This window comes from Clostridium sp. UBA5119 (assembly GCF_002414285.1).
Lineage (GTDB): Bacteria > Bacillota > Clostridia > Clostridiales > Clostridiaceae > Clostridium_J > Clostridium_J sulfidigenes.
On record NZ_DHYX01000016.1, the window covers coordinates 28,703 to 51,960 of the forward strand.

A 23,258-nucleotide genomic window follows, 5' to 3' on the forward strand; every position below is an offset into this window, starting at 1 on the left:
TCATTTAGTATAATATAATATTAAGTAGAATTATATTTAAGTTAATTTTACTTGTCAAAGGGGTGTTATAACGCTTGAATAGTTACGGATTAGTATTAGGTGGTGGTGGTTCTAGGGGCGCTTATGAAGTTGGAGTGTGGAAAGCTTTGATAGAATTAAATATAGATATATCTTCAGTAGTTGGAACTTCTATTGGGGCTATTAATAGTGCTTTTATATGTAGCAATAATTATAATGATTTAGAAGAATTATGGCTATCAATAGATTTTTCAACTTGCTTCAATATTGATGATAATTTTTCTATAGATGAAAATCTATCATTTAAAAATCTTCCTAAATTCATTAAAAATATTATATCTAATAGAGGGTTAGATCATACACCTTTAAAAAGATTACTACAACGCTATTTAAATGAAGATATAATAAGGAATTCACCTATAGATTTTGGTATTGTTACCCTTACTATGTTTCCCCTAAAACCTATAGAAATATTTAAGACTGATATTCCTTACGGAAAAATTATTGACTATATAATGGCAAGTTGCTCTCTACCTGGTCTAAAGCACATGGTTATTGATGGTGTCACTTTTGTTGATGGAGGTATGTATAATAATATTCCAACCAGCATGCTTTTAAATAGCCCTTGTTCTGCTATAATCCAAGTGGATATAGATGGACCTGGGTTCAGTCAAAAAATTAATAATATAAATGATATACCTATAATAGAAATAAAATGCAGTGAAAATCTTGGTCCAATTATTAGTTTTGATAGTGAAAGAATTAAAAGAAATATAAGTATAGGCTACTTAGATACATTAAAAACTTTTAAGCAATTAACAGGACAAAACTATTATTTTTTCAAAGATGAGCTCCCTAAGGGATTATTAGTAAATATTAATGTCATTGAGTTTAAACTTATAATGGATTCCTTAAGTTTTAATAATTCCATATACAATCACTTAAAACTATTAAGAGCTATAAAAAAGATTGAAAACTTTTCAGGCATTATAACAAAAAGTCGTGTTAATATTATCATGGCTATGGAAATTACTGCAGAAATTTTAGAAATTGAAAGATGTAATATATATAGTTATGATGAACTTTTAAATAAAATTTTACAAAAAGTAAATATATACAAAGAAAATATGAATAGTAAGGAACTTTCACCAAAAGATTATTTAATTTTTAAAAATTGCAATCTTTTAGATACATCTAAATCCATAATAGCCTTTAGAAACACTTTAGCAATTACATTTCCTAAAGAATTTATTGCTCATATGTTTTTGTGTTTAATAAATTATAGAATCAAATAATAGCATTACATGTTCTTAAATTATTAAAAACTTTACTCTCTTTTAGTCTGAAAACTATGTTATAATTAAAGTATAGCTTTTTAGTTTACTTATTGAATATTGATTTATTGGAGGATGATAAAATATGAACATTGCCTTTTTTCTAACTCCTAAAAGCGAAGTAATTTTTGAAAAGGTTAGTTCTACTATGCGAAGAGCAATGGAGAGAATGGAATATCATAGATATACTTCCATACCTTTAGTGGATGATAAAGGAAAATATGTAGGTACTTTAACAGAAGGTGATCTTCTTTGGAAATTAAAAAATTCTTCCGAATTAAGCTTAAAGGATACAGAAAATGTTTTAATAAAGGATATACCAAGACATTTTAAAGATAAACCCGTATCAATTAATTCTGATATTGAAAGTTTAATACTTGTTGCTAAATCACAAAATTTCGTTCCAGTAGTTGATGACTCAAATATATTCATCGGAATTATAAAAAGAGGAGATATAATATCATATTGTTATAAGAAATTATTTGAGGTAGATAATAGTGATGAGTTTAGCGAATTTAAAACCATGTCAAAAATAAGCTAATAATTATCACTTAAATTAAAAAACCCTTTAATGCTAAAAACATTAAAGGGTTTTAATATGTTTTAATTTTCTATTTTAGTATTTTTAAGTTAAACTTTTATTTATTCTTCCATCTTCATAGCTCTCATAGCATTTAATACAGCTATTATTGTAACTCCCACATCTGCAAATACCGCCATCCACATATCGGTAATTCCTAGCGCTGTTAATACTAAGACTATAGCTTTTATCAATAAGGAAAATACTATATTTTGAACTACAATTTTTTGTGTCTTTCTAGCTATTTTTATAGATGTAGATATTTTTTCAGGATCGTCAGTCATAATAACAACATCAGAAGCTTCTATAGCTGCATCTGAGCCTATTCCCCCCATTGCTATCCCTATATCTGCTCTAGCTAATACGGGAGCATCATTTATTCCATCTCCAACAAATACTAATCTTCCCTTCTTAGANNTTATATATTTTTTCTACTTCACTTACTTTTTCATGTGGCATTAATTCGGCTCTAGTCTCATCAATGGAAATAACCTTTGCAACATATTCAGCAATTCTTTTATTATCTCCAGTAAGCATAACAGTTTTTTTAATCCCTAGTTCTTTTAACTTTGCAATAGCCCTAGGCGAAGTATTTTTTATTCTATCAGAAATCACTAAACTTCCTACAAAATTATTATTTACTGCAACATATATAATAGTACCTACTTCATTTGATTTTACATATTTAATTTCAAGCTCTTCCATCAGCTTATAATTTCCTGCATATATATATCTATCACCAAAGTATATTTTTACACCTTTACCTGGAATCTCTTCATAACTCTTTATTCTACTTTTATCAATAATAGCCTTTGTACTAATTTTTTTATAGGATTCTACAATAGATTTTGCAATAGGATGATTAGAATATATTTCAGCATATGCCGCATATTCCATTAACATGTCCTCTGTAATGAATCCATAAGGAGTAATTTTTGTAACTTCAAAGCTTCCTTCTGTTAATGTACCTGTTTTATCAAAAATCACCACTTCCGTTTTGCTCAATGCTTCAAGATAATTTCCTCCTTTGACAAGCACCCCACTTCTAGATGCTCCTCCAATCCCACCAAAGAAGCTTAAAGGTATTGATATTACAAGGGCACAAGGACAAGATACAACTAAAAATGATAGTCCTCTATATAACCAGGTATATAAATCTTCACCCATAATTAATGGTGGTAAAAAAGCTAGTAGAATAGCTAATATAACCACAATAGGAGTATAGTATCTAGCAAACTTTGTTATAAACTTTTCTGTTGGTGATTTTTTACTTGAAGCATTTTCTACTAATTCAAGAATCTTTGATACTGTAGATTCACTAAATTCCTTAGTTATTTTAACTTCAATAAGAGAAGTTTTATTTATAGATCCAGCTAAAACTTCATCTCTTTCCTTAACTACTCTTGGAACAGACTCTCCTGTTAAAGCAGAAGTATCTATTTGAGAATCTCCCCTTACTATAACTCCATCTAAAGGAATTTTTTCACCTGGCTTAACAATTATTATTTCACCAATGCCTACCTCTTCTGGAGAGACTGAAGATATATCCCCGTTATTTAATTTTAAATTTGCATAGTCTGGACGAATATTCATTAACTCTGATATAGAATTCCTAGATTTATTAACTGCTAATTCTTGAAAAAACTCTCCTACTTGATAAAATAGCATTACACCAATAGCTTCTGGATATTCACCAATTAAAAATGCACCAACTGTAGCTATACTCATTAAAAAGTTCTCATCAAAAACNNCAGAATATCTCCACCAATTACTAAATAAGCAGCTATAAATAATAATAAACTTACCATATCCTTAGTTAATACTCCAGTAACTGCAAAAGAAATTCCTATAATAAATTTTATTATTTGTTTCTTTTTAAACCCTTCTCCATGATCATGGTTATGATTATGAACATGCTCATCACCATGAAAATCCTTGTATGTAGCCTTTTCTTCCTTGACTTTATTATCATTTGAATTAGAATTAATACTTTTTATATTTCCCTGAACCTTAACACTTTTTTTATTTATAATACTTTTATCAATTTCTTTAACTCTAACTCCATGTTCAATTCTAGTAGATATGCTTTCCACATCATCAAATATTAGCTCTTCATCAATGCCATCTTCAACCTCTAAAATAGCTTTTGATGTCACAGAGTTGACTACAGCACTTTGTACGTAAGATAATTGATTTAGTTCACGTTCGATTTTCAAAGCACAATTTGTGCAATGTAATCCTTGAATTTCATAAAGCCTTTTTGTTTGTCCCATTGTTTTACTCCCCCTATTACTAGTTTATTCATTAACGTGGCTAAGTCCTTTATAGAAAATATCTTTAACATGATCATCATCTAAAGAATAATATACAACTTTTCCATCTTTTCTTGATTTTACAATCCTAGCTAGCTTTAATACTCTTAATTGATGAGATATTGCAGATTGTGTCATGTTAGTTAAAGCTGCTATGTCGCAAACACAAGCTTCTGTATTTAACAAAATATTTAATATTCTAACCCTAGTAGGATCTGCCATAGACTTAAATAAATTTGAAAGTTCTTCCACTGTAGTATCATTTAAAGTTTTATCTTTTAATTTTTCAGTAACTTCATCGTGTATGCAAACTTGCATACAAACCTCTTCTTTATACATATATTACATACTCCTTTCATGTGAACACCTGTTCATATGTTTATATTATTCTCATTTCTTTTTTTTGTCAACACTTATTAAATAATATATTTATTTAATAATTTTATATAGTTTATAATATAAATATTAATTATAAATTTACACCCCAAAAATAAAATGACTGTCTACAAAGGCAGTCATTTTGTTTTTAATTCATTCATTAAAATAAGTATCTATCATCTTTTCGGCAATTCTTTTATTTAAGGAAGCTGAATTTAAAAGTGTTAATATAATCAATAATATTTTTTTATAATCCTCATAATTTTTATTAGTTTCTTTTTCACATAAATTAGTTGTATCATTGACAATTAAAGTTAAAAATTCTTTTTCTTTATCAATTTGATTTTTCTTTAATGAAAGATACTCATTATATATATTACTTAATTCAAAATTTGATTTTTCTTCTGATAATACTTTTATCATAGGGGTAAATAATTTTTTTATATCACCTATAGACAAAATTTGTTTTAAATCGTAAATCAAAATCATTAAAAGAATATGATCTTTAGAATATTTTTTATTTTTATTTTGAAAAAGCAATTTGTCTTTAGAATAGTTATTTATCATAGTCTTGGTTAAAATCTTGTCCGCAGGGTTTCTTTTTATATGCTCTAAATTATTTTCAAATAATTGAATTACCTGATCCATATATAAATCAATATCTGGTATTTTATTAATATTAATCCTATCATCTAAATTCATATCAATTAAAAGTTTTTCTAAATTCTCTATATTAAAGTTCACATAATCACCTTGTATAATGAACTCATAGTAAAAATTCATTATACTTTCCCTTTCATAATAATTTTTATTATACTTAACATAAGACGCTGTGGATTAGTTCAATCACCTATAGCTAGACTATTTAAATTGAGGATATAATCACAGCTTTATGCTTATTTGTTAATTAGTTAGATAACGCATGACGTTTTATATAGAGCAAGGATACATTTAGCATAAAGTTAGTGGAACATAGCGGACTAATTTAAAAAGGAGTTGTTCTTATGATTTATGTCGGTATTGATGTGGCTAAAGACAAACATGATTGCTGCATTGTAGATTCAGATGGAGTTATTATTAATGATTCTCTACGTATATGTAATTCAAGTGAAGGTTTTGAACTACTATACACCTCAATTCTTTCAGCCCTATCGGGTCAAGATATTTCTAACGTAAAAATAGGACTTGAATCAACAGGTCATTATAGCACTAATCTCCAAAACTACTTGTATGCCAAAGACTTTCGCCTATTCATTCTTAATCCCTTAGCTACAAATCTCTTCCGTAAGGCTCAAACCCTTAGGAAGACTAAACCGATAAAACGGATGCACTAGTTATTGCTAAAATGCTCTTTTCTTATGATACAAAATCCTATTCCCCTGTATCATATCAAATTCAAGAGCTAAAGTCACTAACTAAGTTAACTAATATTCTTAATAAATCCTCTCAAGGTCGCTATGGTAAAGCTAAGGCTATTGAAATAAAGGAAGCAGCTAGTTGTTCCATTGGCATGAGCGTAAGCTCTTTATCATTCGAACTTAAGCAAACCATTAGGCTAATTCAGCCAGTTCAAACAGAAATCGATGCTTTAGATGCCCAAATAAAGAAAGTTGTTATTGAGACAAACACTCCACTAATGACTATTCCAAGTATTTCATACACTTTAGCTGCCATTATTCTATCTGAAATCGGAGATATTGATAGATTCACAACTCCAGCAAAACTCTTAGCCTTTGCTGGTTTAGAACCTTCTACATACCAATCTGGTAAATATAATGCTTCGCATACACCAATGGTGAAACGAGGTTCTACATATCTGCGTTGGGTCATGCTATCCGCATCAAGGACAGTTACTATGAGAGATGAAACTTTTGCTTTATACCTTTCCAATAAACGAGATGAAGGTAAACATTACTACGTTGCTATGAGTCATGTAGCTAAAAAACTAACCCGTACCATATTTTATCTTTTAAAAACTAATACTGCATTTGTTCCACAAATGTAATCCAACAACTTATTTTTAAAGGCAACATTCAAGTTGCTTTATTTGTCATGCAAATTTTTAGGATACTAACAATTAAGAAATTTATATAAAAATTATATTGACTTCATATAGTTAGTCTCTTATGTATATTTTCTTTTATTATAATATTATTATTAATAGTAGTAAATACTATTATATATAAATATACATATTAAAATTATACTATAGCAACTTAAACTTAATTAATAATTATAATTAACACATTTTCAATAATTATCATATGTATTTATATAATAAATATGATATAATATTAATATGATACTACATAGTATTTAAAACTATATTACCTGATAAATCTTAGGAGGTATATTATGACTAATTCAAAATTTAGAGAACCCTTTAGTGGATTTTCCCATATGGTAGGAGCTATAATTTCTTTACTTGGTTTATGTTTCCTATTATTTGCCCAATTTCATAGTAATAATTACAACATATATACTTTAATATCAACTGTTATATTTGGAATAAGTCTAATTCTACTATATACAGCTAGCAGCGTATATCACCTTATCGTAGCTAAAGATTCAATAATAAATATCCTTAGAAAGATTGACCATGCAATGATATTTGTATTAATAGCAGGAACATATACACCTATCTGCCTAGTTTTATTAGAGACACCAATTAGATACTATATGCTGGCTATAATATGGGCTGTAGCTATAATTGGCATTCTTTTTAAATTATATTGGATTAATTGTCCTTCTTGGTTATCTTCTACTATTTATATTGCTATGGGATGGATGGCTATATTCATTTTTAATCCTCTTTCAAAAGTCGTATCTAGTATAGGACTTTCAATATTAGTATTAGGAGGAGTATTATATACCATAGGTGGAATTATATATTGCTTAGAAAGAAAAGGAAACCATAGAACTTTTGGTGCACATGAAATATTTCATATTTTTGTTCTACTTGGAAGTTTTACTCATTATTACTTCATTTATAGGTATGTATTTAATCTATAACATTTAATTAATAAAATTTGTGAAAACAAAAACTACTGATTAATTGATAAATTATATCAGTAGTTTTTACTATTTTTACTCTTTTATATCTATTTTTTCAGGAACTCTCATAATAAAATTTTCTATATCTTCATCATCCTCATTGTCCGATTTACCCTTAGCAAATTTAGAATCTGAGGGTGGAGATATAATGTAATTAATTATTATCGATATGACAATTCCAACAATAGTATCAACGGTTCTTTGAAAAGCGTATAGAACTATATTTTCACTAGTCATAGTAATCATAATTACACAAAATACAACACAAGCCATAGATATAGAGTCTTGCCATTTTAATATATTAAGTAATGTTATCAAAAGTACCATTCCTAAAAAGAGCAGAAATATGTTACCTGGATCTATTAGAACAGTTATAATGCCTATTAATCCTCCCATTATAGTACCAAGTACCCTTGCAATTCCAGCATTAATTCCCTTCTTCACTGTGGTTTCCATAGAAATCAAGGCACCTGTAACTACAAAAAATGGTGATTGAAGATGAAACAATTCGGCTACAATTACACTTATTACTGCAGCTAGAGCAGTTTTTATATTTCTCATACCGATATATTTCTTAAATTTATATATAGAGTTTAAGTTCTTCAAGATTACAATCTCCTTAATTAATGTTGTTCATTTTTAAATTATATAAAAAGTATTATTAATATTATATATAACTTGTAATATTGTGTCATCACTAATTAAAAGAAAGATCAATAAATTTAAATAACTCATATGAAAATAACCCTTTACTTGTAAGCTTTACCTGTGGAATTACTGGTAAACTCATAAAAGATAAAGTTATAAACGCATCCATATCAGGTTTTAACCCATAGTTCTTTACTAATCTATTTAAATTTTTTAACTTATTATATACATAATCTATAGGTAAATTAGTCATCAATCCTCCTATTTCTAAGGGCAGACTATCAATTAGTACACCCTCACTTACTATAGTAATTCCTCCACCTATATCAATTAACTTGTTTACCGCCTTGCACATATCCTTATCATTATCTCCTATAACTATAATATTATGAGAATCATGTGCTATACTTTGAGCTATAGCACAGTTTTTAATACCTAATCCCGATAAATATCCTAAGGAATAATGATTAGTATTTTTATGTCTTTCGAAAACTCCTATTTTTAAAATATCTTCGTATTCACTCATATCTAAATATCCATCTATAGTTTTACTAGATTTCACTAATAACTTAGTTTCAAGCGATCCTTGAGTTACACCAATTACATTTACTTTGCTTCCATTAGATAGTATTCTAAAGTCCTCCTCTTTTAGCTTTTCTATATTCATAGTGTTTTCACTTTTAATAATGTAAGATAATTTATTATAGTCATCTATTTCTCTACCCGACTTAATAACTTTATAAATATCTACCTCATTTAAATCATTTAAAATAACCAGATCAGCCTTATATCCTGGTGCTATAGCTCCTTTATCTTTTATTCCATAACATGTGTATCCATTATAACTTCCCATTATATAAGCTTTTATAGGATCCATACCACTTTGTATACTGAGTTTAATAGCATTATTTATAGATCCCTCTTCCACTAAGTCCTCTAGATGTCTATCATCAGTGCAAAATAAAAATCTTCGAAAATTCTTATTGCTAACTGCAGAAATTAAATCCTTTAAATTTTTAGCAGCAGAACCTTCTCTTATAAGAATATACATACCTAATTTTACTTTTTCTAAAGCTTCTTCCTTTGAAGAACATTCATGGTCAGTTCTTACACCTGATAAAATATATTGATTAAGATATTTATAAGAAATTTGAGGCGCATGACCATCTATGATTTTATCTTTAAATACATTCAACTTATTCATCATGGACGGTGCTTGCTCTATTACAGAAGGTATATCCATTACCTCACCAAGGCCTATTACTTCTGGTTGATCAATAAACTTAGATAAATCTTCCGCACTTAAAGTAGCACCATTTTCTTCAAATGATACTGCCGGTACACAAGAAGGCATCATAAAATATATATCTAAAGGGCTTCTTTGTGCACTATCTAGCATGAAAGATATCCCATCAATTCCAAGTACATTGGCAATTTCATGCGGATCAGCTACTACTGTAGTAACCCCATTAGCTAAAGCTACATTTCCATAAGATTCTGGAGTTGTCATGGAAGATTCTACATGAATGTGTCCATCCATAAACCCTGGACATATAACTTTAGAACTACAATCAATCTCCTTAATCCCTTCATATGAACCAATTCCTATAATTGTGTCATTAATAATTCCTATATCTCCCTCTTCTATTTCTTCAGTAAATACATTAATAAATTTTCCATTTTTAAGTACTAAGTCGCATTTATCATTCCCTATAGTAGCACCTTTTCCTTTTCTTAATATTTCCATAATACCCCCTAAATTTGTGAATACTAAATACAATATATAGAAAACTATCTCATAGAAAAATACAAATTTATATTCTTCTATGAGATAGTTTTTAATTACTCTGGCCTAATATATTTATTCCATTGAGTATATATATGAAATAAACTAACTACATCCTGCATATTATACAAAAGAATTTTCTCTTTTTTTTCCATGGGCATTCTTGAAAAATACATATCATCTTTCATTATCTTACCAAAGGTTTTAGCCAATGTTGAGCCACTTATGACTTCACTTTCCCTAACAATGTCACATTCACTCTCTAGTGCTTTAAGGCCTATTGACTTCTGTTTAACTTGTTCATATTTTTTTTGTAAATCTATACTTTTAAAATATTCTTCCACAGTATAATTTAACTTATATTTTTTAAACAGATAATCAATTACTAGATAATCATTATTCCCTGAAAAAGTAACAACATATTCTTTTTTGAAAATATTTCTCATATTTTCAAAATATTCTTTAGCCAAGGCAAGAATTTTCTCAAGTTCATACTTATTTTCAATCATATACTGAGTAATTACCAACTTATTATTTTCTTCGTCATAATATCCTGCTCCAAAGACCCCTATGCATATAGGTTTCTTATAAACATAATGTTCTAAGTCAAAGAAAACTGATTTTTTATAAAGTTCATTATCTCCGCTAATATTTAGACTTTGTTTAAATTTATCTTTTTCAATGTCTATAGTACTTTCTTTAACTATCACCTTACCACTCATTTCTTTAATAGGTATTGTACTTCAAATAAACCTATATATAATTATATGTACTATAAAAATATATAATTATATTATACCATAAATAAATCCCTTTTATCTATATTATACATCCGTTTTATGCATTTTATTAATACATATTTTAAGTTGACATTGGTTATCATTTAGAATATAATAATACCATATATATTGATAATTATTTTCATAAAGGAGTGATATTCATGAATGTTTTTAATTTAAAACCTGGTGATAAAGGTTTAATTAAAGAACTTGCATGTGATGATAGATTAGCTAAAAGATTATTAGCTTTAGGATTTGTTGAAGGAACAGAGGTTTTAGTTAAGAAAACCGCTCCTTTAGGAGATCCAATTATTATAAATTTAAGAGGGACAGACCTTGCAATTAGAAAAAAAGATGCTGAATTAATTTTTATTAAGGAGGCAGTGTAATATGAAAACCATTGCCCTTATTGGTAATCCTAATGTAGGAAAAACAACTTTATTTAATGCACTAACAGGTTCTAACCAATATGTAGGTAACTGGGCAGGTGTAACTGTAGATAAAAAAGAAGGATATTTGTCAAAGGATATAAAAATTGTTGACCTACCAGGTATATATGCAATGGATACCTTTTCTAATGAAGAAAAAGTGTCTAAAAACTTTTTGTATACTGATGAAGTAGATTTAATTATAAATATAATAGACGGTTCTAATCTTGAGAGAAACCTTTACTTAACCTCTCAATTAACGGAATTTAATAAGCCTATTTTATTAGTCGTAAATATGATAGATGTAGCAGAAAGTAATGGAATTCACATTAATTATTCCGATTTATCTAAAGAATTAGGTGTGAATATTATGGCTATATCTGCTTCTAAAGGTGAAGGTGTAAAAGATGTTAAAGATTTTCTTATTAATAACTCTTCCTTTAACTCTATAGATAAAACTATTAATTCTAAACATGAGTTTAATAAAATGAACGAAAAAGAAACCTATGGATATATAGAAAACATTCTGAACAGATGTGTAGAAGGAAAAAAAACAAATATTAATACTATTACTGAAAAATTAGATTCTATTGTGCTTAATAAGTTTTTGGCTTACCCTATATTTTTAGCAATTATGTTTATTATATTTAAGTTTACCTTTGATTGGGTTGGTGGGCCACTGCAAGAATTAGCTGATAAACTAGTCAATGAAGACTTTGTATCTTTAATAGAAATACCTCTAGCTAATACATCCCCTTGGTTTAAATCATTAATAATTGATGGTATCATTGGTGGTGTTGGTTCAGTAATTGTGTTTCTTCCAATTATATTAACTCTATTTGTAGGGATTAGCTTCCTTGAAGATAGCGGTTATATGGCTAGAACAGCATTTATTATGGACAAGTTAATGAGAAAATTAGGACTTTCAGGAAAAGCTTTTATACCTTTAATAATGGGCTTTGGATGTTCAGTACCAGGAATAATGTCTGCAAGAACTTTAGAAAGCGAAAAAGATAGAAAGTTAACAGCTCTGATTATTCCTTTTATGTCTTGTAATGCCAGATTACCTGTATATGCCCTATTTGCTGGTGCACTTTTTGCAGGTTATGAATCATTAGTCATTTTCGGATTATATTTCTTAGGACTTATAGTAGCCTTTATAATGGCGTTTATATTTAAAAATACTTTATTAAAAAAAGACGAAGAACCCTTTATCATAGAATTACCTGAATACAAACTTCCTGAGTTTAAAAGTTTAATACTTCATACTTGGGAAAAAGGTAAAGGATTTTTAAAAAAGGCTGGAACTTTAATATTCTCTATATCTGTTCTAGTATGGTTCTTATCAAACTTTAATATGAGTGGAATGTCTGAGATTAACGAAAGTTTTCTTGCATCTATAGGTAACTTCATATCTCCAATTTTTGTTCCATTAGGCTTTGGTACATGGGAAAACGCTGTGGCACTTTTAACTGGGCTCATGGCTAAAGAAGTAGTTATAGGAACTTTAGGAGTACTTTATACTGGTGATTTAGCTAATAGCATAGCTACAACATTTACAATAGCCAGTGGTATTTCTTTCTTAGTATTTACTTTGTTATACACACCATGTGTTTCTGTTATAGCTACCTTTAAGAAAGAATTTAGTGGAAAACTTGCTGTATTCTCAGTTGTATATCAATTTATTGTGGCATGGATTTTTTCATTTGGAATATATCACATAGCTTCACTGATATTTTAAAGAGGTGATAATATTTTGGAAATACTTATAACTATAATTATTGTTGTATTAGCCATCTTTATTCTTTTTAAAAATTTAAAGAAAAAATCTAAAGGATGTAATTGTGGTAGTTGTACCTCTAAATGTCCTAATTATATTAATTCAATAGAAAAACATGAAGATGATAAATAACACAATAAATAAAGAAAATCCCTTGGATGATAAATTGTCCAAGGGATTTTCTTTATATTAATCTTTTATTACATTTCATCTACTGTTTCAAGACCTATAAGATGTAATCCATTTTCTATTACTTGAAGAGTAGCCTTAACTAAAGCTAATCTGGTATTCTTTGTTACTTCGTCCTCCGAATTAGATATATTTATAGAATTATAGAATTTATTAAAAGCTTTAGCTACATCTATAGTAAATCTTGTAACTATACTTGGTTGTAGTTTATCCAAAGCCTGCTTAATAGAATTATTAAACCCAGATAAAGTTTTAACTAGTTCAAACTCTTCCTCTGAAATAAGCTTACCATAATCAACTTCACCAGTGCCTTCTCCTAATTTTCTTAAAATACTCTTTCCTCTAGCATAGGTATATTGAACATATGGTCCAGTCTCTCCTTCAAAACTAAGCATTTCATCCCAATCAAAGATTATGTCTCTCTCTCTCGAGTTTTTAAGATAAGCAAATACAACAGCTCCAATTCCTACCTTTTTAGCTACTTCCTTTTTATTTTCTAATGTAGGATTTTTATCATTTATTATTTCTTCTGTTTTAATTACAGCTTCGTTTAACAAATCCTCAAGGAATACTACATCGCCTTTTCTTGTAGAAAGCTTCTTATCTGGGAAACGAACTAAACCAAATGGTACATGTATACAATCATCAGCCCAATCATAGCCCATCTTTTTAACTGTACTAAATACTTGTTTAAAGTGAAGGGATTGATCCTTTGCAACTACATATATATTCTTATAGAAATCATAAGTTTTCTTTCTATAGAACATAGCTGCTAAATCACGAGTTGCATATATTGTGGCTCCATCTGCCTTCTTTATTATACAAGGTGGAATATTAAGCTCCTCTAACATAACAACCTTAGCACCATTACTTTCCGTTAATAACCCTTTAGATTCTATTTCATCAATGACAGCGTCCATTTTATCTTGATAGAAGCTTTCCCCCGCAAAAGAATCAAATTTAACATTTAACATTTCAAATAACTTATCAAATTCCTTTAAACTTAAGTCTTTAAATTTAGTCCAAAGCTTAACTTCTTCTTCATTGCCATCCTCTAGAAGTTTAAAATGCTTTCTCCCTTCATCATCAAGAGCAGGATTTTTTTCTGCTTCATCATGAAATTTTACATAAACCCTTAACATTTCTTTAATTGGTTCTTCCTCTAAAGCTTTCTCATCACCCCAATGATTATATGCATATATAAGTTTACCAAATTGTGTTCCCCAGTCTCCTAAGTGGTTTATCCCTATAGCATTATATCCTTGAGAATTAAATATTTTATAAAGAGAGTTACCAATCATAGTAGTATATAAATGTCCTACGTGAAATGGCTTTGCAATATTAGCTGAACAATATTCAACAATTACATTTTTGCCTTCTCCTTCTTTTGTACTTCCATAATTCTCTTTCTCATTTAACACTTTTTCAATAATTTCTTTCATAAAATCATTTTTAGCTACAAAAAAGTTTATATAAGGACCAAACGCTTCTATTTTTTCAAATCCATCTAAATTACCAAGTAATCCTTTTAGATCTTGAGCTATCATATTTGGTGCTTTTTTCATAGATTTTGCTAACTGAAAACACGGGAATGCAAAGTCCCCCATTTCTGGTTTTGGTGGGTTTTCAACAAGTCTTTCTATTGTTTCCTTTTCCATATCTATATGCTTACATAAGTTTTCTGCTATTATATTTTTATAATCCATAATAAATCCTCCTTTTTATTTCAAACTCTTTTATTTATTAAAATTTTAAAATGCATATAAAAAAAACCGTCTATTTCCATTGGAAAGAGACGGTTATATACCCGTGGTACCACTCTAATTGACTTTTATAAAAAGTCCACTCATAATTTTAACGCTTTTCACGACTAACCCTACTAAGTAACCCTTTGGGGCAGCTTCTCCAAGGTTCTCTTCCTAATTTATTATAAATAAATTTCTCTACAATTACTTGTTAAGATTCTTTTATTCTTGTGAAGCTCACACCAACCTTCACTCGCTTTAAGAATTAATAAAGAAAGTACTGTCCTTTTCATAAAATTTCCATATTAAATTTTATATTATTTGTATTATAAATAAATAATAGTAAAATGTCAACTAAATAAATTAATATTTATACAAACTAAATGCTGATTTATTCATACAATGCCTATATAATACCAAAGTAATTTTTATATCAACCTAATCTCTATTTTAATTCTAAATACTCATCATAAGTCATATTCTTATCAATTACACCACCAGGAATAATTTCTATTATTCTATTTGCAACAGTATTAATAAACTGATGGTCATGGGANNGATGTAAATAATATAGTTCCAGCAAAGTTAATTAATCCATTATTAACTGCTGTTATGGATTCAAGATCTAGGTGGTTTGTAGGCTCATCTAAGATTAATACGTTAGCTCCACTTAACATCATCTTTGATAGCATGCAACGAACTTTTTCCCCTCCAGATAGCACAGATGCTTGCTTTAATGCTTCTTCTCCTGAGAATAACATTCTTCCAAGGAATCCTCTTATAAAACTTTCCGCCTTTTCTTCTGAAAATTGTCTTAACCAATCCACAAGATTTTGATCGCAACCCTCAAAGAACTCTGAATTATCAGATGGGAAATACGATTGAGATGTAGTAATCCCCCATTTATAGCTTCCACTATCTGGTTCCATTTCACCCATCAATATTTTAAATAAAGTGGTTTTAGCAATACCATCACCTAAAAATGCTACCTTATCATTCTTATATATCATAAAACTTACATTATCTAAAACTTTAACACCATCAATAGTCTTACATAGATTCTCAACAACTAGCAAATCATTACCAGCTTCTCTATCCGCTTTAAATCCTACAAATGGATATCTTCTTGAAGATGGCTTAATATCATCAAGCGTTAATTTATCTAATTGCTTCTTTCTACTAGTTGCTTGCTTAGCTTTTGATGCATTAGAACTAAAACGAGCTATAAAGTTTTGAAGTTCCTTAATTTTTTCTTCTTTCTTTTTATTCTGATCCTTAGACATTTGTAATGCTAATTGACTTGATTCATACCAGAAATCATAGTTACCAACATACATTTGAATTTTTCCAAAGTCTACATCAGCCATATTAGTACATACTTTATTTAGGAAGTGTCTATCGTGGGATACCACAATAACAGTTCCCTCAAAATCCATTAAGAAATTTTCAAGCCAAGCTATAGATTTAATATCTAAGTGGTTGGTAGGCTCGTCAAGTAAAAGAATATCTGGATGACCAAATAAGGCTTGTGCAAGTAAGACTTTAACCTTCTCTGAACCATTTAAATCCTTCATTAACTTGTAATGTAAATCTTCTGTTATCCCAAGTCCTTGAAGTAATGTAGCTGCTTCACTTTCAGCTTCCCAACCATTAAGATCTGCAAACTCACCTTCAAGCTCAGAGGCTCTTATACCATCTTCATCACTAAAATCTTCTTTAGCATAAAGAGCATCCTTTTCATTCATAATTTCGATTAATCTAGGATGACCCATAATTACAGTTCTTAGTACTTCTTCTTCATCATAAGCAAAGTGGTCTTGCTTTAAAACTGCTAATCTTTGTCCTGGTGTTATATTAACTTCGCCTGTATTAGGTTCTATATCTCCTGATAATATTTTAAGAAATGTAGACTTTCCTGCACCATTTGCTCCTATTAATCCATAACAATTACCTTCTGTGAACTTAATATTAACATCCTCAAAAAGTTTACGTCCTCCGTATCTTAAACTAACTCCTGTAGTACTAATCATAACGTTACCTCCAATTATCATTAAAAAAGTCTTACCCATTGGGTAAAACCTCTTGAACTTTTCTTTAAAACATACGATTATTATTATAACATAGATTTATATTTTATACTATTCTTTACTTCAAATATTTTTACTTTCTACTATTATCTCTTGAAATCTATACTTTTGTCCTGTCGGATTCACCTTATTTTTAGGTACTTCTTCTGTAAACATCTTATATGGTCTTACGAACAACCCACACTCCCCATATAATGCTCTATATAGCACCATCTTTTCTTGCGTTTCTGAATTTATTACAAAATCCTCAAGTAAATATAAATCCCCTTTGAAGTGTCTAAAAATCTTCCCCTTTAATTCTGATATATCTCTCATAACTCCTCCTATACAATTACTTTAATACTACAATAATCATAAATTTAACCTATTAAATCAATTTTTATATTACATCTTTTCCAAATGGTGCTAAAGATAATTTTGCCATTTTTAATGATTGCGCAGCAAAAGGTATACCTATTATAGTTATAGACAGTAAAAATGCACTTATTAAATTGGTTATTGCAAGAAGCAAACCTCCAAATATTACCCATAATATATTCAGAAAAAATCCCATACTACTATCATTTGTTGTAATAACTTCTTTTCCGAAAGGTGCAAATTGTAGTTTAGCTAACTTGAAACACTGAATGCCAACTGGCATTCCCACAATAGTTATACACCATAAAAGACCTGTTAAAAACCATTGCAACCCTGCAACTAATCCTCCAAATATAAACCAAATAATATTTCCTAAACAACTCATAATATACTCCTTAAAAACTTCTAATAATTAATATAATATATAATTAATTTATATTTGCAATGGAATTTAATAAAAATTAACAAAAATAAGCTTAGATAAAATTAAATTTACCTAAGCTTATTTATAAATATTTTTATTTATCTAAATTTTTATTTACTTTCTCTAAATAATTTGTTTCACTAACAATTTTATTTTCAAAATTTTCTACAGCCCCTTTAGTATAATTACCAATAGCCTTTAAATTTACCCCTTGGAGATTATTATCATTTTTCAAACCATTATTTTTTAAATTATTGTTTTTACTCATTTGTTATCACCTCCTGAATTTATTGTTAGTAATTTTATTAGATTTATTCAGCAAATATTTGCTAAATATTTCATTAGAAATTATATTTTATAATAATATATTTATTTTATTATTGACATTTTAAAAAGTTTTTTATAAAATCAAAAGGACAAATCTACTTTTAAGTTGGTCCAGAGAGGCCAAGAAGGGAGACAGGAATAATGGCTAGAATTATAATTATTTTAAAGAGAAACCCATAGGATAATAAATAGAGCATCTAATAATTTGCTTTGTTTGTTGTCCTTTTTGTTGTACATTAATTATTTTGATTGGAGGGTTTTTCTTGAAAACAAAAAATATTGAAGCAAAACTTATATTAGAAAACGGAATGGAATTCAAAGGTAAAGCCTTTGGTTACATTGATGATACCGTTGGAGAAGTAGTATTTAATACATCTATGACTGGGTATCAGGAAACTCTTACTGATCCATCTTATTATGGTCAAATTGTAACTATGACCTATCCCTTAATTGGAAATTATGGAATTAATTTAGAGGATTTAGAATCTTCTTCTCCAAAAGTTAAGGGTTTTATTGTAAGAGAAAAATCTAATAATCCTTCAAACTTCAGATGTGAGATGGAGTTAGATGGATATCTTATAGAAAACAAGATTTTTGGACTAGAAGGTATTGATACAAGGGCCCTTACGAAAATTCTTAGAGACCATGGATCAATGAAGGGTTATATAACAACTAAAAACTTATCCTTAGAAGATATAAAGGATAAGTTGGAAAAATTCCAAAATGATGATGCTGTGTATAAAGTATCTACTGATGAAATATATGAAATACCAGGCAGTGGACCACATGTTGCCGTTATGGATTTTGGAGTTAAATCAAATATCTTGAGAAGTTTTAAAGAAAGAAATTGTAGATTAACTGTGTTTCCAGCTACCTCAAAGGCTGAAGAAATTCTTTCTACAAACCCTGATTTAATATTTCTATCTAATGGTCCTGGAGACCCTATGAAATTAGATAATATAGTTAAAGAAGTAGTAAAATTAGCAACTTCAAAACCTACTTGCGGAATTTGCCTTGGACATCAACTTTTAGCTTGGGCCTTTGGTGGAGAAACTAGTAAACTAAAGTTTGGTCATAGAGGATCTAATCACCCAGTGAAAGATATTATATCAAGTAAGGTATACATAACTAGTCAAAATCATGGCTACTATGTTTCTAAGTTACCTGTTGATATGGACATAACTCATGTCAGTGTAAATGACGGCACCTTAGAAGGTATGATGCATAAAAAATTGCCAGTAGCAAGTGTACAATATCATCCAGAAGCATCACCAGGACCTAAAGAAAATAATGTTATATTTGATAGTTTTTTAAGCTTAATAAAATAAATTACATTAAGAAAGACAGTGAGCTTTCATGTAGGAGGAATAATCAATGAGTAAGAGAAATGATATAAAAAAAGTATTAATAATAGGATCTGGTCCAATTGTAATAGGACAATCAGCTGAATTCGACTATTCTGGAACTCAAGCTTGTAGAGCACTTATGGAAGAAGGGATAGAAACCATACTAATAAACTCTAACCCTGCAACCATAATGACTGACAAGGAAGTGGCAAATAAAATATATATAGAGCCATTAACTACTGAGTTTATTGAGAAAATTATAGTAAAAGAAAAACCAGACAGCATTTTATCAGGTATGGGTGGACAAACAGGTTTAAATCTAACTATAGAACTTGCTGAAAAAGGTATATTAGATAAATATGGAGTTAAAATCATAGGAACTTCTGTAAAATCTATAAAAAAAGGTGAAGACAGAGATTTATTTAAGGCATTAATGGAAAAAATCAACGAACCTGTTATTGAGTCAGATATAGTAAATGATGTAGATTCTGGAGTTAACTTTGCTAAAAAGATTGGTTACCCTGTAATTGTAAGACCTGCCTACACCCTTGGTGGTACTGGTGGTGGTATTGCAGATACTGAAGAAGAACTAATTACCATATTAGATAGCGGTCTTTATCTTAGCCCTGTAAAACAAGTTCTTATAGAAAAAAGTATTAAAGGATGGAAGGAAGTTGAATATGAAGTTATGCGTGATTCTCATGGGAATTGCATAACAGTATGCAATATGGAAAACATAGATCCCGTTGGTGTTCATACAGGAGATTCCATAGTTATTGCTCCGTCTCAAACCCTTTCTGACAAAGAATATCAAATGCTTAGGACTTCAGCATTAAAAATAATAGACGAAGTAGGAATTATTGGGGGCTGTAATGTACAGTTTGCTTTAAATCCTAATAGTTTTGAGTATGCTGTAATTGAAATAAACCCTAGAGTTTCTCGTTCTTCTGCCCTTGCATCAAAGGCTACAGGATATCCTATAGCTAAGGTAGCTGCAAAAATCAGCCTTGGATATACCCTAGATGAAATTGTAAATTCCGTTACTGGTAAAACAATGGCTTCCTTTGAGCCAGTTCTTGATTATGTAGTTGTAAAAATACCAAAATGGCCTTTTGATAAATTTAAAAATGCTAATAAATCCTTAGGAACCAAAATGATGGCAACGGGGGAAATTATGGCTATAGGATCAAATTTTGAGGCTGCCTTCCTAAAAGGAATTCGCTCCTTAGAAATAGGAAAATATGTGTTAGATCATAAACCATCTCAGGAAAAAACCTTATCTCAGCTAAAGAGTAGCGTAATGGTGCCAGATGATGAAAGAATCTTTGATCTAGCTGAAATGCTTAGAAGAAAATATCTAGTGGAGAAGTTATCAGAGGTTACAGGAATAAATACCTTCTTTATAAATAAAATAAAATGGATAGTAGAACAAGAAGAATTCTTAAAAACTGCTAAGTTAGAAGATTTAAACAAAGATTATCTAAAACTATTAAAGAAAAAGGGTTTTTCAGACAAAGGTATTGCAGACTTAATGGATATTAGCCCTATAGAATTGTATACTCTTAGAAAGCTGTATAACATTATGCCAACCTATAAGATGGTAGATACTTGCGCTGGAGAGTTTGATGCCATATCACCATACTACTATTCAACCTATGAAGAATTTGACGAAGTGGTTGTATCTGATAAAAGAAAAGTAATGGTTATAGGTTCAGGTCCTATTAGAATTGGACAAGGAATAGAGTTTGATTACTGCTCTGTTCATGCTGTTAGAGCTCTTAAGAAAAAAGGCATTGAAACTATAATTGTAAATAACAACCCAGAAACTGTATCAACGGACTTTGATATATCAGATAAACTTTACTTTGAACCTCTAACTGAAGAAGATGTACTCAACATAATCAACAAGGAAAAACCTGAAGGTGTAATTCTTCAATTTGGTGGTCAAACTGCTATAAAATTATCTAAGTTTCTAAGAGAAAATGGAATTAAGATTTTAGGTACTGATGCTGACGGTATAGATAGGGCCGAAGATAGAGAAAGATTTGATGCTATGCTTGAAAATCTTGATATTAATAGACCTAAAGGAATTGCAGTATGGAACCTTGATGAAGGAATTGTTGGTGCTGAGAACCTTGGATATCCTGTACTTGTTAGACCTTCTTATGTGTTAGGAGGTCAAGGTATGGAAATCACCTATAGAGAAAAGGAACTTAAAAAGTATTTGGAGAATTCTTTTAAAAGAGATCATAAAAATCCTGTTTTGATTGATAGATACTTAGTTGGTAGAGAGATTGAAGTGGATGCTATCTGTGATTGTAAAAGTATTCTAATTCCAGGAATTATGGAACATCTTGAAAAGGCCGGAGTCCACTCTGGAGATTCTATAAGCATATATCCTTCTCAAAATATATCTGACAAATCTAAGAATACTATCTTTGAATATACAAAGAAGATTGCTTTAGAACTTAAAGTTCTTGGCATGATAAATATTCAGTTCATTGAGTTTGAAGGAGAAATTTTTATCATAGAAGTTAATCCTAGAGCTTCTCGTACAGTTCCATATATAAGTAAGGTTACTAATGTTCCTATAGTTGAATTAGCTACTCGCGCCATGCTTGGAGAATCTCTAGAAGATATGGGATATAAGGAACAAATATGTGCTGAACCAGATTTTGTAACTGTAAAAGTACCTATATTCTCTACTGAAAAGCTTCCAAAGGTTGAAGTAAGTCTTGGACCTGAAATGAGATCTACTGGAGAAGTACTTGGTGTAGGACATACCTTTGATGAAGCTATGATGAAGGGTTTCTTGGCTGCCAAAAGACCAATTTTAAAGTCTGGAGACAAATTACTTGCAACCATAAATAATAGTGACAAAGATGAATTCTTAATACTAGCTAAAGAAATGAACTTACTTGGCTGTCAGATAGTAGCCACAGAAGGAACTGCAAAAATGCTTCAAATCGAAGGTATAGATGCAAAAATAGTTAATAAAATTGGTGAAGGAAAACCTGATATAGTAGATTCTATCAGAAATAAATCTATAAATATGATAGTTAATACACCAACTAGAGGAAATGACTCTCAGCGCGATGGCTTTAAACTTAGAAGAACAGCTGTAGAATCAGGAGTTTCATTAATGACTTCTCTCGACACCTTAAGAGCCATGGTAACAGTAATGAAACGAGGATTGAAAGTTAAAGATTTAGATATATTTAACTTAGGAAAATAGTTTATATAAATTTTCATTAATATATGTTTAAAAGCAATAGAAAAAATTAAGTCTATTGCTTTTGTTCTAAATTTTAAATAATTATAAGGACTTATTAGTTATACATGAATAAATCAATAAATCCACCACAATCAAGTGTTTGATTAGAATCAGTTGTTGTCAATTCTCTAAAAGGACATTCTTCACATTCATTATGAGTACATTGAATTTTTGATAATTCTTCTGTTAATCTAGTAATTTCATTATATATTTCTTGTATCTTTTCCTTCTGTAAATCTTTATTCATAATAATCCCCCCTATATGTTTAGGTTAGCGTAGAGCTTTTACACTATCTATATTTAATTATATCATTGAACCCCATGTAAATATATAGAATTTATACCTAAAATATAACTAAACTAGATTAAATAGTGAATTAATTCTAAAATGAAGGGGCTTTCGCAAAATAGA

23 protein-coding genes, 2 pseudogenes and 1 other annotated feature are annotated in these 23,258 nt (G+C 29.3%); of the genes and pseudogenes, 11 read left to right on the top strand and 14 right to left on the bottom strand.

Annotation, left to right across the window (positions count from 1 at the left end; all coding sequences use genetic code 11):
• Window positions 1–74 precede the first annotated feature (74 nt).
• On the top strand, window positions 75–1,313 hold the full coding sequence (locus tag B2671_RS02295) for a patatin-like phospholipase family protein (protein ID WP_346868964.1): 1,239 nt from the start codon (window positions 75–77) through the stop codon (window positions 1,311–1,313).
• Between the two features lie 124 nt (window positions 1,314–1,437).
• The gene (locus tag B2671_RS02300) at window positions 1,438–1,893 is read left to right on the top strand and encodes a CBS domain-containing protein (RefSeq protein WP_035135753.1); all 456 of its coding nucleotides are present in this window, start codon (window positions 1,438–1,440) and stop codon (window positions 1,891–1,893) included.
• A 101-nt stretch (window positions 1,894–1,994) separates the two neighbouring features.
• On the opposite strand, the gene B2671_RS02305 is transcribed toward B2671_RS02300, so the two are convergent.
• The 5 genes from B2671_RS02305 to B2671_RS02325 form a co-directional block, all read right to left on the bottom strand.
• Window positions 1,995–2,267, bottom strand: a complete 273-nt coding sequence (locus tag B2671_RS02305) for a hypothetical protein (protein WP_346868965.1) — start codon at window positions 2,265–2,267, stop codon at window positions 1,995–1,997.
• A gap of 76 nt (window positions 2,268–2,343) precedes the next feature.
• Entirely contained in the window at window positions 2,344–3,660 is a 1,317-nt protein-coding gene (locus tag B2671_RS02310; RefSeq protein ID WP_346868966.1) for a heavy metal translocating P-type ATPase, read from the bottom strand.
• Window positions 3,660–4,205, bottom strand: a complete 546-nt coding sequence (locus B2671_RS02315) for a heavy metal-associated domain-containing protein (RefSeq protein ID WP_346868967.1) — start codon at window positions 4,203–4,205, stop codon at window positions 3,660–3,662. The genes B2671_RS02310 and B2671_RS02315 overlap by 1 nt, the downstream gene beginning before the upstream one ends.
• A gap of 24 nt (window positions 4,206–4,229) precedes the next feature.
• Window positions 4,230–4,583: a metalloregulator ArsR/SmtB family transcription factor gene (locus B2671_RS02320; RefSeq protein ID WP_346868968.1), complete on the bottom strand. Its 354-nt coding sequence runs from the start codon at window positions 4,581–4,583 to the stop codon at window positions 4,230–4,232.
• Window positions 4,584–4,775: 192 nt separating this feature from the next.
• Entirely contained in the window at window positions 4,776–5,405 is a 630-nt protein-coding gene (locus B2671_RS02325; protein WP_346868969.1) for a DUF1836 domain-containing protein, read from the bottom strand.
• A gap of 221 nt (window positions 5,406–5,626) precedes the next feature.
• Here B2671_RS02325 and B2671_RS02330 point away from each other — a divergent pair, with 221 nt between their 5' ends.
• The 4 genes and pseudogenes from B2671_RS02330 (at window position 5,627) to trhA (ending at window position 7,634) form a co-directional block, all read left to right on the top strand.
• Window positions 5,627–5,956 carry an IS110 family transposase gene (locus B2671_RS02330; protein WP_346868970.1) on the top strand — a complete coding sequence of 110 codons (330 nt, stop codon included), beginning with the start codon at window positions 5,627–5,629 and terminating at the stop codon, window positions 5,954–5,956.
• Window positions 5,957–6,258: 302 nt separating this feature from the next.
• A pseudogene (locus B2671_RS02335) lies at window positions 6,259–6,441 on the top strand (IS110 family transposase); the annotation flags it as partial.
• Between the two features lie 36 nt (window positions 6,442–6,477).
• Window positions 6,478–6,627: a hypothetical protein gene (locus tag B2671_RS02340; protein WP_346868984.1), complete on the top strand. Its 150-nt coding sequence runs from the start codon at window positions 6,478–6,480 to the stop codon at window positions 6,625–6,627.
• 350 nt (window positions 6,628–6,977) lie between these two features.
• On the top strand, window positions 6,978–7,634 hold the full coding sequence (trhA, locus tag B2671_RS02345; RefSeq protein ID WP_346868971.1) for a PAQR family membrane homeostasis protein TrhA: 657 nt from the start codon (window positions 6,978–6,980) through the stop codon (window positions 7,632–7,634).
• Window positions 7,635–7,709: 75 nt separating this feature from the next.
• Here the strand turns inward: trhA and B2671_RS02350 are convergent, their stop codons facing one another.
• From B2671_RS02350 to B2671_RS02360, 3 genes are all read right to left on the bottom strand, one after another.
• Complete coding sequence (locus tag B2671_RS02350) at window positions 7,710–8,282, bottom strand: FUSC family protein (protein WP_346868972.1); 573 nt, start codon at window positions 8,280–8,282, stop codon at window positions 7,710–7,712.
• Window positions 8,283–8,373: 91 nt separating this feature from the next.
• A complete protein-coding gene (gene ade / locus B2671_RS02355; protein WP_346868973.1) occupies window positions 8,374–10,071 on the bottom strand; it encodes an adenine deaminase in 1,698 nt (565 codons plus the stop codon).
• 95 nt (window positions 10,072–10,166) lie between these two features.
• Window positions 10,167–10,820 (bottom strand): ribonuclease H-like domain-containing protein, encoded by a 654-nt coding sequence (locus B2671_RS02360; RefSeq protein ID WP_346868974.1) that lies wholly within the window; start codon window positions 10,818–10,820, stop codon window positions 10,167–10,169.
• A gap of 230 nt (window positions 10,821–11,050) precedes the next feature.
• Between B2671_RS02360 and B2671_RS02365 the strand changes: the two genes are divergently transcribed.
• The 3 genes from B2671_RS02365 to B2671_RS02375 are packed head-to-tail and all read left to right on the top strand — an operon-like array spanning window position 11,051 to window position 13,229.
• A complete protein-coding gene (locus B2671_RS02365) occupies window positions 11,051–11,278 on the top strand; it encodes a FeoA family protein (protein WP_035133006.1) in 228 nt (75 codons plus the stop codon).
• 1 nt (window position 11,279) lies between these two features.
• Complete coding sequence (feoB, locus tag B2671_RS02370) at window positions 11,280–13,058, top strand: ferrous iron transport protein B (protein WP_346868975.1); 1,779 nt, start codon at window positions 11,280–11,282, stop codon at window positions 13,056–13,058.
• Between the two features lie 15 nt (window positions 13,059–13,073).
• Complete coding sequence (locus tag B2671_RS02375) at window positions 13,074–13,229, top strand: FeoB-associated Cys-rich membrane protein (protein WP_346868976.1); 156 nt, start codon at window positions 13,074–13,076, stop codon at window positions 13,227–13,229.
• 68 nt (window positions 13,230–13,297) lie between these two features.
• Here B2671_RS02375 and argS read toward each other — a convergent pair whose 3' ends face one another.
• The 5 genes and pseudogenes from argS to B2671_RS02400 all read right to left on the bottom strand — a co-directional run bounded on the left by argS (window position 13,298) and on the right by B2671_RS02400 (window position 18,167).
• Window positions 13,298–14,992: an arginine--tRNA ligase gene (gene argS / locus B2671_RS02380; RefSeq protein WP_346868977.1), complete on the bottom strand. Its 1,695-nt coding sequence runs from the start codon at window positions 14,990–14,992 to the stop codon at window positions 13,298–13,300.
• Window positions 14,993–15,074: 82 nt separating this feature from the next.
• Window positions 15,075–15,333 (bottom strand) — a binding site (T-box leader).
• 143 nt (window positions 15,334–15,476) lie between these two features.
• Window positions 15,477–17,061: pseudogene (locus B2671_RS02385) on the bottom strand (ABC-F family ATP-binding cassette domain-containing protein).
• Window positions 17,062–17,181: 120 nt separating this feature from the next.
• On the bottom strand, window positions 17,182–17,433 hold the full coding sequence (locus B2671_RS02390; protein ID WP_346868978.1) for a DUF1653 domain-containing protein: 252 nt from the start codon (window positions 17,431–17,433) through the stop codon (window positions 17,182–17,184).
• Window positions 17,434–17,497: 64 nt separating this feature from the next.
• Entirely contained in the window at window positions 17,498–17,860 is a 363-nt protein-coding gene (locus B2671_RS02395) for a YccF domain-containing protein (RefSeq protein WP_346868979.1), read from the bottom strand.
• A 133-nt stretch (window positions 17,861–17,993) separates the two neighbouring features.
• Window positions 17,994–18,167 (bottom strand): hypothetical protein, encoded by a 174-nt coding sequence (locus tag B2671_RS02400; RefSeq protein ID WP_346868980.1) that lies wholly within the window; start codon window positions 18,165–18,167, stop codon window positions 17,994–17,996.
• Window positions 18,168–18,504: 337 nt separating this feature from the next.
• Here B2671_RS02400 and B2671_RS02405 point away from each other — a divergent pair, with 337 nt between their 5' ends.
• Both B2671_RS02405 and carB read left to right on the top strand, forming a co-directional pair.
• Window positions 18,505–19,554: a carbamoyl phosphate synthase small subunit gene (locus tag B2671_RS02405; RefSeq protein ID WP_346868983.1), complete on the top strand. Its 1,050-nt coding sequence runs from the start codon at window positions 18,505–18,507 to the stop codon at window positions 19,552–19,554.
• A gap of 46 nt (window positions 19,555–19,600) precedes the next feature.
• Window positions 19,601–22,807, top strand: a complete 3,207-nt coding sequence (gene carB, locus B2671_RS02410; protein ID WP_346868981.1) for a carbamoyl-phosphate synthase large subunit — start codon at window positions 19,601–19,603, stop codon at window positions 22,805–22,807.
• A 94-nt stretch (window positions 22,808–22,901) separates the two neighbouring features.
• On the opposite strand, the gene B2671_RS02415 is transcribed toward carB, so the two are convergent.
• Window positions 22,902–23,093, bottom strand: coding sequence for a hypothetical protein (locus B2671_RS02415; RefSeq protein WP_150844223.1), 192 nt, complete (start codon window positions 23,091–23,093; stop codon window positions 22,902–22,904).
• Between the last annotated feature and the right edge of the window lie 165 nt (window positions 23,094–23,258).